15 protein-coding genes and 1 tRNA gene are annotated in these 12,830 nt (G+C 72.2%); 9 read left to right on the top strand and 7 right to left on the bottom strand.

Annotated features, from left to right (window positions below; genetic code table 11):
• Nucleotides 1–2: 2 nt before the first annotated feature.
• The 4 genes from mshC to DAA34_RS09060 are packed head-to-tail and all read right to left on the bottom strand — an operon-like array spanning nt 3 to nt 3,288.
• Nucleotides 3–1,256 carry a cysteine--1-D-myo-inosityl 2-amino-2-deoxy-alpha-D-glucopyranoside ligase gene (gene mshC / locus DAA34_RS09075; RefSeq protein WP_106818668.1) on the bottom strand — a complete coding sequence of 418 codons (1,254 nt, stop codon included), beginning with the start codon at nt 1,254–1,256 and terminating at the stop codon, nt 3–5.
• Between the two features lie 14 nt (nt 1,257–1,270).
• Complete coding sequence (locus DAA34_RS09070) at nt 1,271–2,065, bottom strand: SCO1664 family protein (protein ID WP_106818666.1); 795 nt, start codon at nt 2,063–2,065, stop codon at nt 1,271–1,273.
• Nucleotides 2,062–2,568, bottom strand: a complete 507-nt coding sequence (locus DAA34_RS09065; protein WP_106818664.1) for a DUF3090 domain-containing protein — start codon at nt 2,566–2,568, stop codon at nt 2,062–2,064. Before DAA34_RS09065 ends, DAA34_RS09070 begins: the two co-directional genes overlap by 4 nt.
• A 9-nt stretch (nt 2,569–2,577) precedes the next feature.
• A complete protein-coding gene (locus tag DAA34_RS09060; RefSeq protein ID WP_158707692.1) occupies nt 2,578–3,288 on the bottom strand; it encodes an MSMEG_4193 family putative phosphomutase in 711 nt (236 codons plus the stop codon).
• Between the two features lie 31 nt (nt 3,289–3,319).
• Here DAA34_RS09060 and DAA34_RS09055 point away from each other — a divergent pair, with 31 nt between their 5' ends.
• Nucleotides 3,320–4,333, top strand: coding sequence for a magnesium and cobalt transport protein CorA (locus DAA34_RS09055; RefSeq protein WP_325027516.1), 1,014 nt, complete (start codon nt 3,320–3,322; stop codon nt 4,331–4,333).
• A gap of 4 nt (nt 4,334–4,337) precedes the next feature.
• Here the strand turns inward: DAA34_RS09055 and DAA34_RS09050 are convergent, their stop codons facing one another.
• The 3 genes from DAA34_RS09050 to DAA34_RS09040 form a co-directional block, all read right to left on the bottom strand.
• The gene (locus tag DAA34_RS09050) at nt 4,338–5,228 is read right to left on the bottom strand and encodes an undecaprenyl-diphosphate phosphatase (protein ID WP_106818658.1); all 891 of its coding nucleotides are present in this window, start codon (nt 5,226–5,228) and stop codon (nt 4,338–4,340) included.
• Nucleotides 5,229–5,282: 54 nt separating this feature from the next.
• Entirely contained in the window at nt 5,283–5,585 is a 303-nt protein-coding gene (locus DAA34_RS09045; RefSeq protein ID WP_106818656.1) for a primosomal protein, read from the bottom strand.
• A gap of 79 nt (nt 5,586–5,664) precedes the next feature.
• Nucleotides 5,665–6,978 carry a M20/M25/M40 family metallo-hydrolase gene (locus DAA34_RS09040; protein WP_106818654.1) on the bottom strand — a complete coding sequence of 438 codons (1,314 nt, stop codon included), beginning with the start codon at nt 6,976–6,978 and terminating at the stop codon, nt 5,665–5,667.
• 53 nt (nt 6,979–7,031) lie between these two features.
• Between DAA34_RS09040 and DAA34_RS09035 the strand changes: the two genes are divergently transcribed.
• From DAA34_RS09035 to DAA34_RS09000, 8 genes are all read left to right on the top strand, one after another.
• On the top strand, nt 7,032–7,829 hold the full coding sequence (locus DAA34_RS09035; protein WP_106818652.1) for an N-formylglutamate amidohydrolase: 798 nt from the start codon (nt 7,032–7,034) through the stop codon (nt 7,827–7,829).
• On the top strand, nt 7,826–8,989 hold the full coding sequence (locus DAA34_RS09030; protein ID WP_106818650.1) for a flavohemoglobin expression-modulating QEGLA motif protein: 1,164 nt from the start codon (nt 7,826–7,828) through the stop codon (nt 8,987–8,989). Before DAA34_RS09035 ends, DAA34_RS09030 begins: the two co-directional genes overlap by 4 nt.
• A 32-nt stretch (nt 8,990–9,021) precedes the next feature.
• Nucleotides 9,022–10,062, top strand: a complete 1,041-nt coding sequence (locus DAA34_RS09025) for a glutathione synthetase (RefSeq protein ID WP_106818648.1) — start codon at nt 9,022–9,024, stop codon at nt 10,060–10,062.
• Nucleotides 10,063–10,166: 104 nt separating this feature from the next.
• A tRNA-Leu gene (locus DAA34_RS09020) sits at nt 10,167–10,252 on the top strand.
• Nucleotides 10,253–10,413: 161 nt separating this feature from the next.
• Nucleotides 10,414–11,058, top strand: coding sequence for a hypothetical protein (locus DAA34_RS09015; RefSeq protein ID WP_106818646.1), 645 nt, complete (start codon nt 10,414–10,416; stop codon nt 11,056–11,058).
• Nucleotides 11,059–11,087: 29 nt separating this feature from the next.
• The gene (locus DAA34_RS09010; protein ID WP_106818644.1) at nt 11,088–11,855 is read left to right on the top strand and encodes a HipA family kinase; all 768 of its coding nucleotides are present in this window, start codon (nt 11,088–11,090) and stop codon (nt 11,853–11,855) included.
• Nucleotides 11,852–12,235 (top strand): DUF3037 domain-containing protein, encoded by a 384-nt coding sequence (locus DAA34_RS09005; RefSeq protein WP_106818642.1) that lies wholly within the window; start codon nt 11,852–11,854, stop codon nt 12,233–12,235. The genes DAA34_RS09010 and DAA34_RS09005 overlap by 4 nt, the downstream gene beginning before the upstream one ends.
• A gap of 23 nt (nt 12,236–12,258) precedes the next feature.
• A complete protein-coding gene (locus DAA34_RS09000; protein ID WP_106818640.1) occupies nt 12,259–12,819 on the top strand; it encodes a YbhB/YbcL family Raf kinase inhibitor-like protein in 561 nt (186 codons plus the stop codon).
• Nucleotides 12,820–12,830 lie beyond the last annotated feature (11 nt).

Raw genomic sequence — 12,830 nt, 5'->3', positions numbered from 1 at the left:
GGTCAGAGTCGGACCCCGAGCACCCGGTCGACGAGGCGTCCGAGGAGGCTCGGGGCCTGCGGGTCGTCGCCGCCGACGGACAGCGCCGCATCCACCCACCGGTCGACGGCTGCCAGGGCGCGCGGCGTGCCCAGGTCCTCCGCGACGGCGGCGCGGACCGCGCGCACGCATCCATCGGCGCCCGGTCCTGCGGGCAGCGCGACGGCCGACCGCCATCGGTCGAGCCGTGCCCGCGCGGCGTCGAGGTCGCTGTCGAACCACTCCCAGTCGTCCCGGTAGTGGTGGGCGAGAACAGCGAGACGGACGGCCATCGGGTCGACGCCCGCCTCACGCAGCGTCGAGACCCGGACGAGGTTGCCCTTCGACTTGCTCATTTTCTCGCCGTGCAGCGCGACCATCCCCTGGTGGGCGTAGCAGCGGGCGAAGGGGCCGCCGTCGATCGCGCGGGACTGCAGCGCCGACATCTCGTGGTGGGGGAAGACGAGGTCGCTCCCGCCGCCCTGGACGTCGATCGGGGCGCCGAGGTACCGCCGGGCGATGGCCGTGCACTCCACGTGCCAGCCGGGTCTGCCTCGACCGAGGCTCCCGCCGTCCCAGGCCGGCTCACCCGGCCGCTCGGCGCGCCAGAGGAGGGGATCGAGCGGGTCCCGCTTGCCGGCCCTCCCCGGGTCGCCGCCTCGCTCCGCCGACAGCGCGAGGAGCTCCCCGCGCCCGGCTTGGGTCACCTCACCGACACCGCCGAGGGAGAGCGTGTCGAGGTAGACGTCCGCCGGGCCCTGCGGGTCGTTCGGGTCCACGGGCAGCAGGTACGCGTGGCCGCTGGCGTCGATCTCCCGGACGACGGCCGCGATCTCCTCCATCGACTCGACGACGCCGACGTAGTGCCGGGGCGGGATGACGGCGAGGGCCTCCATGTCCGCGTGGAAGAGCGCGATCTGGTCGGTCGCGAGGGCCGTCCAGTCGACGCCGTCACGTGCCGCCCGCTCGAGCAGCGGCTCGTCGACGTCCGTGACGTTCTGGACGTAGGCGACATCGTGCCCCGCGTCGAGCAACGAGCGGTGGAGGACGTCGAAGGCGATGTAGGTGGCCGCGTGCCCGAGATGGGTGGTGTCGTAGGGCGTGACGCCGCAGACGTACAGCCGTGCCTCGTCGCCCGGCTCGACCGGCCGGAGCACTCCGCTCGCCGTGTCGTGGAGCCGTGGCTGGGGGCCTAGGCCGGGGACGTCGGGGACGGGAGGGGTGGGCCAGGCTTGCACGGGGTGAGCCTAGGTCAGGCCGGTGGCCACGGGAGCGGGGGCCATCCGTCCGTGGGCGCGGGGTGGACGCCGCAGGCCAGGAGAGCGTTCACGCGGTCCTCCAGGGCGGCGATCTCCGGGACCGTCAAGAGGGTGCCGAGCTCGTCTCGGAGTCCGTCACGCTCGAGCGCCGCGGCGAGGGTCTCGAGCTTGCGGGCGTCCGGCTCGGGCAGCGGCTGACCCGCCCATGCCCACAGCACCGTGCGCAACTTCGGGTCGACGTGGAGCGAGACCGCGTTGTCGATGGCGTGGATGCCCTCGTCGGAGGCGAGGACGTGGCCCGCCTTGCGGTCGCTGGAGTTGAGCGCGGCGTCGAGGACCGCGAGCGATCGCAGCCGGGGGTCGTCGCGGTGGTGCACGACCACGTCCGCCCCACCCTCGTCCTCCCCGACGACGATCCCGAGATGGTCGTCGGGCACCTCGTCGAGGACGTCGAGGTCGACCGCCGCGGGGGCCGGGGCCGTGCGGTCGCCGATCCACGTCTGCAGGGAGCCGGGGCCGCCCGGGCCGTCGCGCAGGACCGTGGGCGGGACGAGGCCCCAGCCACCGGTGCGGGAGACGAGGTAGGCGGCGCGCTCGCGCCGGGCGAGGGTCCCGTCGGGGAAGTCCCACAGCGGCCGCTCACCCGCCTCCGGCTTGAAGACGGCCAGTCCCGTCCCGTCGTGCCGGACGTCGACGAGGAAGGCGATGTTCGACGCCCCGGTGATGCGGGCCAGCGGCCGGATATCCCCGGTCTCGAGCTCGTGCTCGTCGGGACGTCCGAGGGTCACCTGCGGTAGCCGTTGGCCCGGGGACAGACGTGGCCGACCGGGTCGATCGGGCCGCTGCAGAAGGGGCACGCCGGCCGGCCCTGCGCGACGACCGCGAGGGCACGCGTGCCGAAGGCGCGGGCCGCGCCCGGTGCGAGGACCGCCCGCAGCCCCCGGGCGGGGCCCTCCTCCGGGTCATCGGGGTCCCGGTCGTATGCCTCGACGACGACGACCTTTCGCTGGGCGTCCCAGGACAGCGCGATCGCGCTGACCCGGAAGTCCTCCTCGATGGGCGTGGTCAGCGGCTCGTTGTCGACGTCCACGGCGTCGACGACCGCCGGGCCGACCATCTCGTCGAGCAGGTCGCCGACGCGCTCCGCGAGCGCCTGCACCTGCAGCTTCTCGAGGGCTGCGCTGACCAGCCGGCCGCCGCCCGCGGCCTGCACGAAGAAGGTGCGCTGGCCGGGCATGCCCACGGTTCCGACGACGAACCTGTCCGGCGGGTCGAACTCCACGAGGGACATGGCCCGACCCTAACGGGTGACCGGGGCGCCGCCGGTGTCCCCTCCGACGGTCGGCCCGTCGGTGCGACGGGCGTGCGCCAGGCGGTCGCCGACCGGGGACCGGGTGACGTTCGCGAACAGGAGGGCGGGCCGCTCGCCGAGCGTGACCGCGCTGAGGGACCCGGGGTCGAGGTGGAAGCGCTGGAAGCCTGCGAGGCCGACCCCCACGGCGTTCGCCAGGACGGATTTGATCGGGTCACCGTGGCTGACCGCGACCCACACCGCGTCCGTCCCGTGCGTCTCGTCGACGGTGCGGCCGATCCGCTCGACGGCGGCCCACGTCCTGTCGGCCATCGCGGCGATCGACTCGGTCTCGTGCTCCGGGTGCGCGGGGAAGGTCACGCTCGCCGGGTCGTCCTGCACCGCTCGCCACAGCGGCTCCTGGGCGAGCTCGGCGATGGCCCGTCCGGTCCACGCGCCGTACCGGCACTCCCCCAGGTCCACCTCCTCCAGGCGTCTCAGCCCGGGCAGTGCGTCCAGGAGGGGCCGGGCCGTCTCGCGGCACCGCTGCAGGGGGCTGCACACCACGAGGACGGGGGCGGCGTCGACGAGTGCCCGCGCCGCGGCCGCTGCGTCCGCGCGCCCGGTCTCGTCGAGGTGCACGTCGGGCATCCATCCGGCGAGCACGCCCGCGGCGTTCGCGCTCGAGCGGCCGTGACGGAGGAGGACGCAGGTGCTCACCGGTTCAGGGTAGGTGCTGGCGACATGGACAATGTCCGCCGTGATCGTCGACCAAGCGGTGTACCGGGACGGCAAGCGTCGTCCCTGCGAGGACCTCAGTGACGAGCTCGCCCGCATCCGCGCGGACGAGGACTCGAGCTCGTTCATCTGGATCGGTCTGAAGAACCCCTCGGACCGCGAGTTCGCCGTCGTCAACGACGAGCTCGAGCTGCACCCGCTCGCGGTCGAGGACGCGATCGAGGGCCGTCAGCGGGGGAAGATCGAGCGCTACGACGGGACGATGTTCGCCGTCCTCAAGACGCTGCGCTACATCGAGGCGACGTCCGACGTCGAGACCGGCGAGGTCATGCTCTTCATCGGTGACCGGTTCGTCGTCACGGTCCGCCGGGGCGAGGCGAGCCCGCTCAAGGACGTCCGGGCGAGCCTCGAGGCCGACCCCGACCGGCTCCGCCTGGGCGCTGTCTCGGTCCTCCACGCCGTCCTCGACGCCGTGGTCGACCAGTACGTCTACGTCGAGTCCGAGGTCCAGCGGGACCTGGAGGAGATCGAGGAACAGATCTTCGCGGACGGCGGGCACGTCTCCTCGCAGGACATCTACAAGCTCAAGCGGGAGGTGCTCGAGTTCAAACGGGCCGTCAAGCCGCTGGAGCACCCGTTGTCGCTGCTGGTGGGTGAGCAGACGCCCATCAAGAGCCGCGAGGCCCGGCTGCTCCTGCGGGACGTCGCCGACCACCTCGGCCAGGCCATCGACAACGCGGAGTCCCAGGACCGGCTCCTGTCGGACATCCTTGCGGCGCACCTCGCCCAGGTCGGGGTCCAGCAGAACGCGGACATGCGCAAGATCTCGGCATGGGTCGCGATCGCTGCCGTGCCGACGATGATCGCGGGCGTCTACGGGATGAACTTCGAGTACATGCCCGAGCTCACCGCCAGCATTCCGTGGCGCGGCGAGCACCTGCGGATCGGCTACTTCGTCGTCCTCGCGGTGATGGTGCTGGCCTGCTGGTTGCTCTATCGGACGTTCCGCCGCTCCGGCTGGCTCTGACCGATCAGGTCGCGCTGATCGCGCCCGCCGCCAGAGCACCGGCCAGGACGATGCCCAGGCCGACGCGGTACCAGACGAAGGCGAGCAGGGTGTTGCTCGCGACGAAGCGCAGCAGCCACGCGATCGAGGCATAGGCGACGAGGAAGGCGACGACCGTCCCGACGATCATCGGCCCGATCCCCAGGTGGACCAGCTCGTGCCGGGCGTCGACTGCCTCGAAGATGCCCCCGGCCGTGAGGGCGGGGATCGCCATGAAGAACGACAGCTCCGTCGCGGTCACCCGGTCGAGGCCGCGCAGCAGACCGGCGGAGATCGTCGCGCCGCTGCGGGAGACCCCGGGGATGAGCGAGAAGCACTGCCCCAGGCCGATGAGGACGCCGTCGACGACGGTCACCCGACCCTCGCCGCGGATCGCGTCGCGCCGCTCGAGCGCGGCGTGATGACGCTCGGCGACGACCATGACGGCGCTCCACAGCACCAGGGCTGCGGCGACGACCCACAGGCTGCGCAGCGGTCCGGCGATGACGTCCTTGCCGAGGAATCCGACGATCCCGACGGGCAGGGACCCGATGATGACGGCCCAGGCGAGGTTCCAGTCGGGGTGCTGGCGGGCCTGCGCCGACCCCAGGCCGCGGGCCCAGGCGCCGACGAGGCGGGCGATCTTCCGGGCGAAGTAGAGGAAGGTCGCGCAGATCGCCCCGAACTGGATCATCACGGTGTACGCGGTGACCGCGGGGTGGTCGACGGGCAACCCGAGCAGCTTCTCGGTGATCGTCAGGTGCCCGGTGGACGAGACCGGCAGGAACTCGGTGAGCCCCTCGACCACCCCGAGGATGATCGCGTCGAGATAGCTGAGGTCTGGCGTGGTGGCGACGTCGAGGAGCACGGCGGACATGCTCGCACGGGCGCCCGCCGGGCGCCTGGAAGGAGCCGATGACCGGCGAGCCCCTCAGTCGTCGGTGTCGAGGTCCTCGTCGTCGAGCCCGGTGTACCGGCGAGGGGTCTCGTCCTCGTCGTCGAGATCATCCTCGTCCTCGTCCTCGTCGTCGAGGCCGGTGTAGATGTCGAGCGGGGTCATCTCTCCGTACGCCTCGAGCAGCGCATCGTCGTACGCCTCGAAGGCGTCGGCGAGGTCGTCGTAGGCGGCGATGACGACAGGGTCGTCCTCGCCCCGCCGGGACGCGGAGGCTTCGAGGTGCCGCTCGAGGGCCGTGACGAAGGTGGCCAAGGCCTGCCGGGGGTCCGCGCTCATGGGGCGACGGTATCCCGCCGACGGCCGACGCGGGAGATCCGGCGGCCATCCTGTTGCCGCGTCGGCCGACCCGGCCCCCTCAGGAGGTCGCGACGAGGCGGCGCAGCACCTTGACGCCGAACGTGAGCGCGTCCACCGGGACCCGCTCGTCGATCCCGTGGAACATCGGCGCGAACGGCAGGTCCTCGGGCAGGCGCAGCGGCGCGAAGCCGTACCCCGTGATGCCGAGGGTCGCCAACGCCTTGTTGTCCGTGCCGCCGGACAGGCAGTACGGCAGGACGGTCGCGCCCGGGTCCTCGGCCCCGATCGCGGCGATCATGGCCTCGACCAGCGGGCCCTCGAGGTCGGTCTCGAGGGCGATGTCCCGGTGGTGCACCTCGACCTCGACGTGCGGCCCGGCGAGCTCGCGGATCGTCGCCATGACGTCGTCCTCGTGACCGGGCAGGAAGCGGCAGTCGATCGCCGCCGTCGCCGTCTGCGGGACGACGTTGTGCTTGTAGCCGCCGGAGAGCACGGTCGGGTTCGAGGTGTCCCGCAGCGTCCCCCGAACGAAACCGGCTGCACCCGGGATGGTCGCGAGCAGGCCCTCGACGTCCTCCACCGGGATCCCCGTCAGTCGGCTGAGGCCGGCGAGCAGGTCGCGGACGGAGTCGATGTGCTGCCCGGGCCACTCGTGATCGGCGATCCTCGCGACCGCACCGGCGAGGTGGGCGATGGGGTTGTCGTCGTTCGGGACCGACCCGTGGCCGGCCGTCCCCCGGGCCCGCAGGGTGAGCCAGGCGATCCCCTTCTCGGCGGTCTGGAGCAGGTAGGCCCGCGCCCGCCCGCCCTCCGGGGTCGGCACGGTGACGCTGTACCCGCCGACCTCGCTGACCGCCTCCGAGACGCCCGCGAACACCTCGGGGTGCTCCTGGGCCATGAACTGCGACCCGTGCTCCCCGCCGGCCTCCTCGTCGGCGAAGAAGACGACGACGAGGTCGCGCGGGGGCAGAACACCAGCGCGGGCGTTCTCCCGGACGAGCGCGAGGATCATCGCGTCCATCCCCTTCATGTCCACGGCTCCGCGGCCCCAGACGCACCCGTCACGCAGCTCGCCCGAGAACGGGTCCACCTGCCAGTCGGCGGCCTCGGCGGGCACGACGTCGAGGTGGCCGTGCAGGCACAACCCGGGGCGAACAGGGTCGGCGCCGGGGATGCGCACCGCGACGCTCACCCGCCTGGGCGCAGACTCGAAGGTCCGGGGTTCCAGACCGACCTCGCGCAGCTGCTCCACGACGTAGCGCGCGGCCTCGGCCTCGCCCGGCCCGCTGCCGTCCCCGTAGTTGGAGCTGTCGATCCGGATGAGCTCCTGGCAGAGCCGGACGACCTCGTCCTCGGCGGTGATCTCGGGCATGCGCGTCAGCCTACGGTCCGGCGCCGCGGGCGGTCGTCGGCTAGAAAGGAGGCATGACCGCAGACCGACCGGCCTTCACCTTCTCCGGCCCGTTCGACGGCCAGCTCGTCGCCACGTCGATCCACGCCGGCCACGACGTCCGGGCCGACCTGGCACGACGCATGGTCCTCGACGAGGACCTGCGCTTCCGCGAGGAGGACCCGTTCACCGACCGGATCAGCGGCCGGATGCCGTCGGTGGTGCGCGTCCACCGCTCGCGCTTCGAGGTCGACCTCAACCGAGACCGGGAGGGCGCGGTCTACGCCACGCCCGACGACTGCTGGGGACTGGTCGTCTGGGAGGGCGAGAGGCTCGACGAGGACGCCGCGGAGGAGAGCCGGCGGCTGCACGACGAGTTCTACGCGCAGCTGGCCCGTCACCTCGACCCGATCGCCGCGCGCGGGCCGTTCGTCCTCTACGACTGCCACTCCTACAACCACCGGCGAGACGGCGCCGACGCACCGCCTGCCCCGGTGGCCGACAACCCGCAGGTGAACCTCGGGACGGGCTCTCTCGACCGGGAGCGGTTCGCCCCGGTCGTCGACGCCTTCACCCAGGCCCTCTCGGCGCGATCGACGGTCGAGGGTCCGATCGACGTGCGTGAGAACGTCCGGTTCCGGGGAGCTCATCTCGCTCGCTGGGTCCACGAGCGTTACCCCGGCACCGGCTGCGCCCTTGCTCTGGAGTTCAAGAAGACGTACATGGACGAGTGGACCGGCACGCCGCAGGACGAGGTGATCGATCAGCTCGCGGCCGCGCTCGAGGCCACGGCCGAGCCCGTGCTGGCCGCGCTGGCCCAGGTGCGTCGATGACGGACCAGCGGCCGGGGCTCGCGCCCACGGACCTCGCGGTCGATCACGCCCTCTCGCGCCTCGCGGAGGGTGTGCGCCTGCTGCTCGCGATCACCCCCGTCGACGTCGCCGAGGAGAAGGCCCGCTTCCTCGCCGACGGGACCGAGCCCGAGTTCACGTACCGGGAGCCGGACACCGACCCCGCCGTCCTGACCGCCGAGATCGAGGCGATCGACGTGGACGGCGTCGAGGACGTCACCCTGGCGCACCTGCTGCGCAGCAAGCGGGACGAGATGCGCCTGCAGGCGCGGCTGCTCGCGCAGCGCTGCACTCCGGAGTTCCGGTCGACGAGCGAGCTGCTGTTCGGCGGGGTCGACGACCGGCTGCGCGAGGTGGCCACCGCGATCGTCTCGGCCGTGCCGGCCCCCGTCGAGGACCGGGCGAAGGTCGGCGCGCAGGCGGTCCACGAGCGCGCGATGGTCGAGATCGAGGCGTACCGGCAGACGGACCCCGACGTCGAGATGCACTCGCGCATCCGTGACGACGTCACCGGCGTCCTCGTCGAGGGCGACAGCCTCCTCATCAGCACCGACGCGCGCGTCGACACCGTGCGTCTCGACGCCCTCGTCCACCACGAGGTGGGGACCCACCTGGTGACTCACGCCAACGGGTCCCGCCAGCCCGTGACGCTCCTGTCCAACGGCTTCGCCGGGTACGACGAGACGCAGGAGGGTCTGGCCGTTCTGGGCGAGATCGCCTGCGGGGGCCTGACCGTCTCCCGGCTCCGGCAGCTGGGCGGTCGGGTCCTCGCTGTCGACCGGATGCTGGCCGGTGCGTCCTTCGGCGAGAACCACGCCGCCCTCGTCTCAGAGGGGTTCAGCCCGGGCGGCGCGTTCACGACGGCGATGCGCGTGCACCGCGCCGGCGGCCTGACCAAGGACGCCATCTACCTGCGCGGGCTGCTCGAGCTGCTCGACCACGTCCGAGACGGCGGTGAGCTCGAGCCGTTCTTCCTCGGCAAGTTCCGGCTGCGCGACCTGCCCCTCGTCGCGGACCTGCGCGACCGCGGGCTGCTCGAACCGCCCGCGCTGCGGCCCCGCCACCTGGCCGACGAGGCCGCCGCAGCTCGCATCCACGAGGCGGCCCACGCCGACTCCCTCCTCGACCTCGCCCAGCACTGACCGGCGTCACCCGACACACCCCAGGAGAGCCCATGAAGATCGGCTTCGTCGTCAACGACATCGCCACCGAGAAGCACCTGTACACCACGACCCGCCTCGCGCTGGCCGCGACCCGGATGGGGCACGAGGCGTGCTTCACCGGAATCGGCGACTTCGGGTACGAGCCCGACGGCTCGCTCGCCGGCACGGTCCAGCAGGCGCCCGGCACGAAGTACCGGTCCCTCGAGCGGTACCTGAAGGACGTGCAGCAGGCCGACGCGGAGGTCGCCTCGCTCGATGAGTTCGACGCCGTCATGCTCCGGAGCGACCCGGCCGACGACGCGACCGAGAACCCGTGGGCGAACACCGCCGGGGTGGCCTTCGGGCAGCTCATGGCCCAGAACGGCGTCCTCGTCGTCAACGACCCGACGAACCTCGCCCACGCGCTGTCGAAGGCGTACTTCCAGCACTTCCCCGAGGCCGTGCGCCCCCACACCCTCATTTCGCGCGACGAGGACCGCATCGAGGAGTTCATCGACGACCTCGGCGGTCGCGCCGTGCTCAAGCCGCTCCAGGGCTCCGGCGGCAGCGGCGTCTTCCTCGTCGACCGGAAGGAGTCGCCGAACCTGTCCCAGATCGTCGAGGCGATCTCCCGCGACGGCTACGTCGTCGCGCAGGAGTATCTGCCCGCCGCCAAGGACGGGGACGTGCGGATGTTCGTCATGAACGGCCAGCCGCTGGTCGTCGACGGGGAGTACGCGGCCTTCCGCAGGACGAGCCAGACCGACGACCTCCGGTCGAACATGTCGGCTGGGGGCACGGCGTCGAAGGTCGACGTCACCGACGAGATGCTCCAGCTCGTCGACGCCGTACGGCCCAAGCTCATCGCCGACGGCATGTTCCTGGTCGGGCTCGACATCGTCGGCGACAAGCTGATGGAGGTCAACGTGTTCTCCCCCGGCGGCCTCGGCAGCTGCCAGAGCCTGTACGGCGTCGACTTCGCCCCGGCGATCATCGAGGACATCGAGCGCAAGGTGTCGATCCGCCGCCACTACGGCGACCAGATCGGCAACACGCGCCTGGCGACCCTCTGAGCCCGGTGCGACGCGTGGGGCGCGGGTCGATTTCGGCAAGCGAGCCCGACGGTGCTAACGTAGCCCGTCGTCGCGAGCGCGCCCCACGTGTTCGCAGACCACCTGTCCGGGTGGCGGAATTGGCAGACGCGCTAGCTTGAGGTGCTAGTGCCCTTTATCGGGCATGGGGGTTCAAGTCCCCCCTCGGACACCGCATCACGACAGCCCCGGTTCGCCGGGGCTGTCGCCGTTCTGGGCCCCGTCGTGCCACGGGCTCGTGTGGACATCGCCCAGCGAGCGACCTGCGATCCCGGCGCAGGGCCGCCAGCGCAACCGTCGGGTCACGATCACGTTCCAGGCCGGAGGTGCCCGATGACGACGATCCGCGACCGTGCACGCCGTGCCGCCCTGCGCGCCGGGGCCGTCGGCCTCGTCCTGTCGACCGGCCTTGCCGGGTGCAGCCTGGGGAACGACACCGGCTCCGACGGTCCGCCCGCGACTGCGAGCTCCAGCGAATCGTCTGCTTCCGGCGAGGCGCCGCGTGCGGAGAAGGTGTACTCGGGGAAGAAGACGTTCGAGATCACCGAGGACATGCTCGCGATCAGCCAGGGCGCGCCGAAGGCGACCCTTCGGGGCAAGCTTCGCGCCGAGGGCGCGGACCGGGAGGCTCCGCTCGACGTCCCCGCGAAGATCGGTGTGGTCAGGGTCGAGGCGGGCCGGACCGCGACCCGGCTCGTGTGGGAGCTGAGCGCCACGCGTCCGGCGAGCGTCAGCAGCCTCGCCTCGGAGTACTACGGCCAGCCGGACCTCGTCACCTTCGTCGACGTCGAGGCGCGCAAGCGGTACCACGTGCTCACCGTGGTCGACGGCAAGTGCCTGTGCAGCGAGAAGCCCGATGACATCGTCTCCAAGCCCTTCCGCATGACGTGGCTGTACCCGCCGCTGCCGGACGGCGTGACGAAGGTTCGCGTCGAGGCACCGTTCTTCAACGCGCAGATGGTCGACGTCACGCGCTGACCCTGCGGGTCGGAGGCTAGGGTTCGCCCGTGCTCGACGACGCCCGGATCACCCGGTACGCGGTCCCCCTCCGCGAGGGCGGGTCGCTCCCGGGTGTCGTCGAGGCGGACGACTGCGGGACGTACGTCGCCAAGTTCCGCGGCGCCGGCCAGGGCCTGAAGGTCCTCGTCGCCGAGGTGATCGTCGCCGGGGTGGCTGCCCGACTGGGCATCCGGGTCCCGCGGCTCGCCGTCCTCGACCTGTCCCGGGACATCGCGCGGTACGAGGCGGACGAGGAGGTCCAGGACCTGCTCACCGCCTCGGTCGGCACGAACCTCGGTGTCGACTTCCTGCCCGGAGCCTTCGGCTACGACGGCTCCCGCCCGGCCGGGCGCGCCGAGGCGGAGGCCATCGTCTGGCTCGACGCGTTCACGGCGAACGTCGACCGCACGTGGGCCAACCCGAACCTCCTCGTGTGGCACGGCGACCTCTGGGCGATCGACCACGGTGCAGCGCTGTACGTCCACCACGCGTGGCCGCGGCGGGCCCCCGACCCCGCGGCGTTCGCCGCCCAGCCGTTCGCCTCGGCGGATCACGCCCTGCGTGAGCGGTGCGTGTCCCTGCGCGAGGTGGACTCCCGGGCGACCGAGATCCTCACCGCGGACACGCTCGTCGCGATCGTCGACGAGGTCCCGGAGAGCTGGCTCGAGACCACCGGCGCCCTGCCGACGCCGAACGACGTCCGGCAGGCCTATGTCGACCTGCTCCTCGCGCGCCTGGCGGGCGACCGTCCCTGGCTGCCGGAGGACCTGCGATGAGCGATCTCCTCCCGTACCAGTACGTCGTCCTGCGCTGCGTGCCGCGGGCCGACCGGGATGAGCATCTCAACGTGGGGGTCGTCCTGCACTGCCAGGCCGCCGACCACCTCGCCGTGGGCGCGCACCTGGATCGAGAGCGGCTCGCCGCGGCCTTCCCGTCCCTCGACCTCGATGCCCTGGACGCCGCGCTCGTCGTCGTCGACGACGTGTGCCGAGGGATTGCCGGCGCCGGCCGTCCCGATCTTCCGACGCCCGGACGTCGCTTCGGCTGGCTCAGCGCCCCCCGCAGCACGGTCCTGCGTCCCTCAGCGGTCCACAGCGGTCTGACGCTCGACCCTGCGGCAGAGATCGACACGCTGCTCGATCGCCTCGTCAGGTGACGCGGATCTCATAGGGTCGTGGCATGGCACTCGACCGACCTGTCGCACCCGACCCCTACGAGCTGCTCCCGACCGTCCCCTCGTTCGCCGTGACGAGCGAGTCCTTCGAGGACGGCGCCACCCTGCCCGACCGCCACGTCTACGACGACGGCGGTTACCCCGGCGCGAACATGTCCCCGCACCTGGCGTGGTCCGGCTTCCCCGAGGAGACCGAGTCCTTCGTCGTCACGTGCTTCGACCCCGACGCACCGACGCCGGCCGGCTTCTGGCACTGGGCCGTCATCGGCCTGCCGGCCTCGTGCACCGAGCTCGAGGTCGACGCAGGCACGCTCGACGGCGACGAGCTGCCCCGCGGCGCCTTCACCCTGGCCAACGACATGGGCGGCCGCGACTACCTCGGGCCCTGCCCGCCTCCCGGAGACCGGGCCCACCGGTACGTCTTCGCCGTCCACGCGCTCGACACCGCGGACCTCGACATCCGGGACTCCAGCACCCCGACGGCGGCGGCCTTCCAGTACCTCTCCCACACGATCGCGCGCGGCACGATCACCGGGACGTACGCGGAGCCTCCGCGCGAGGCCTGACCTCCCACCGC

This window comes from Janibacter massiliensis (assembly GCF_900289115.1).
In the GTDB taxonomy this organism is placed as follows: domain Bacteria; phylum Actinomycetota; class Actinomycetes; order Actinomycetales; family Dermatophilaceae; genus Janibacter_A; species Janibacter_A massiliensis.
This window is presented reverse-complemented; position numbering and strand designations above follow the sequence as displayed.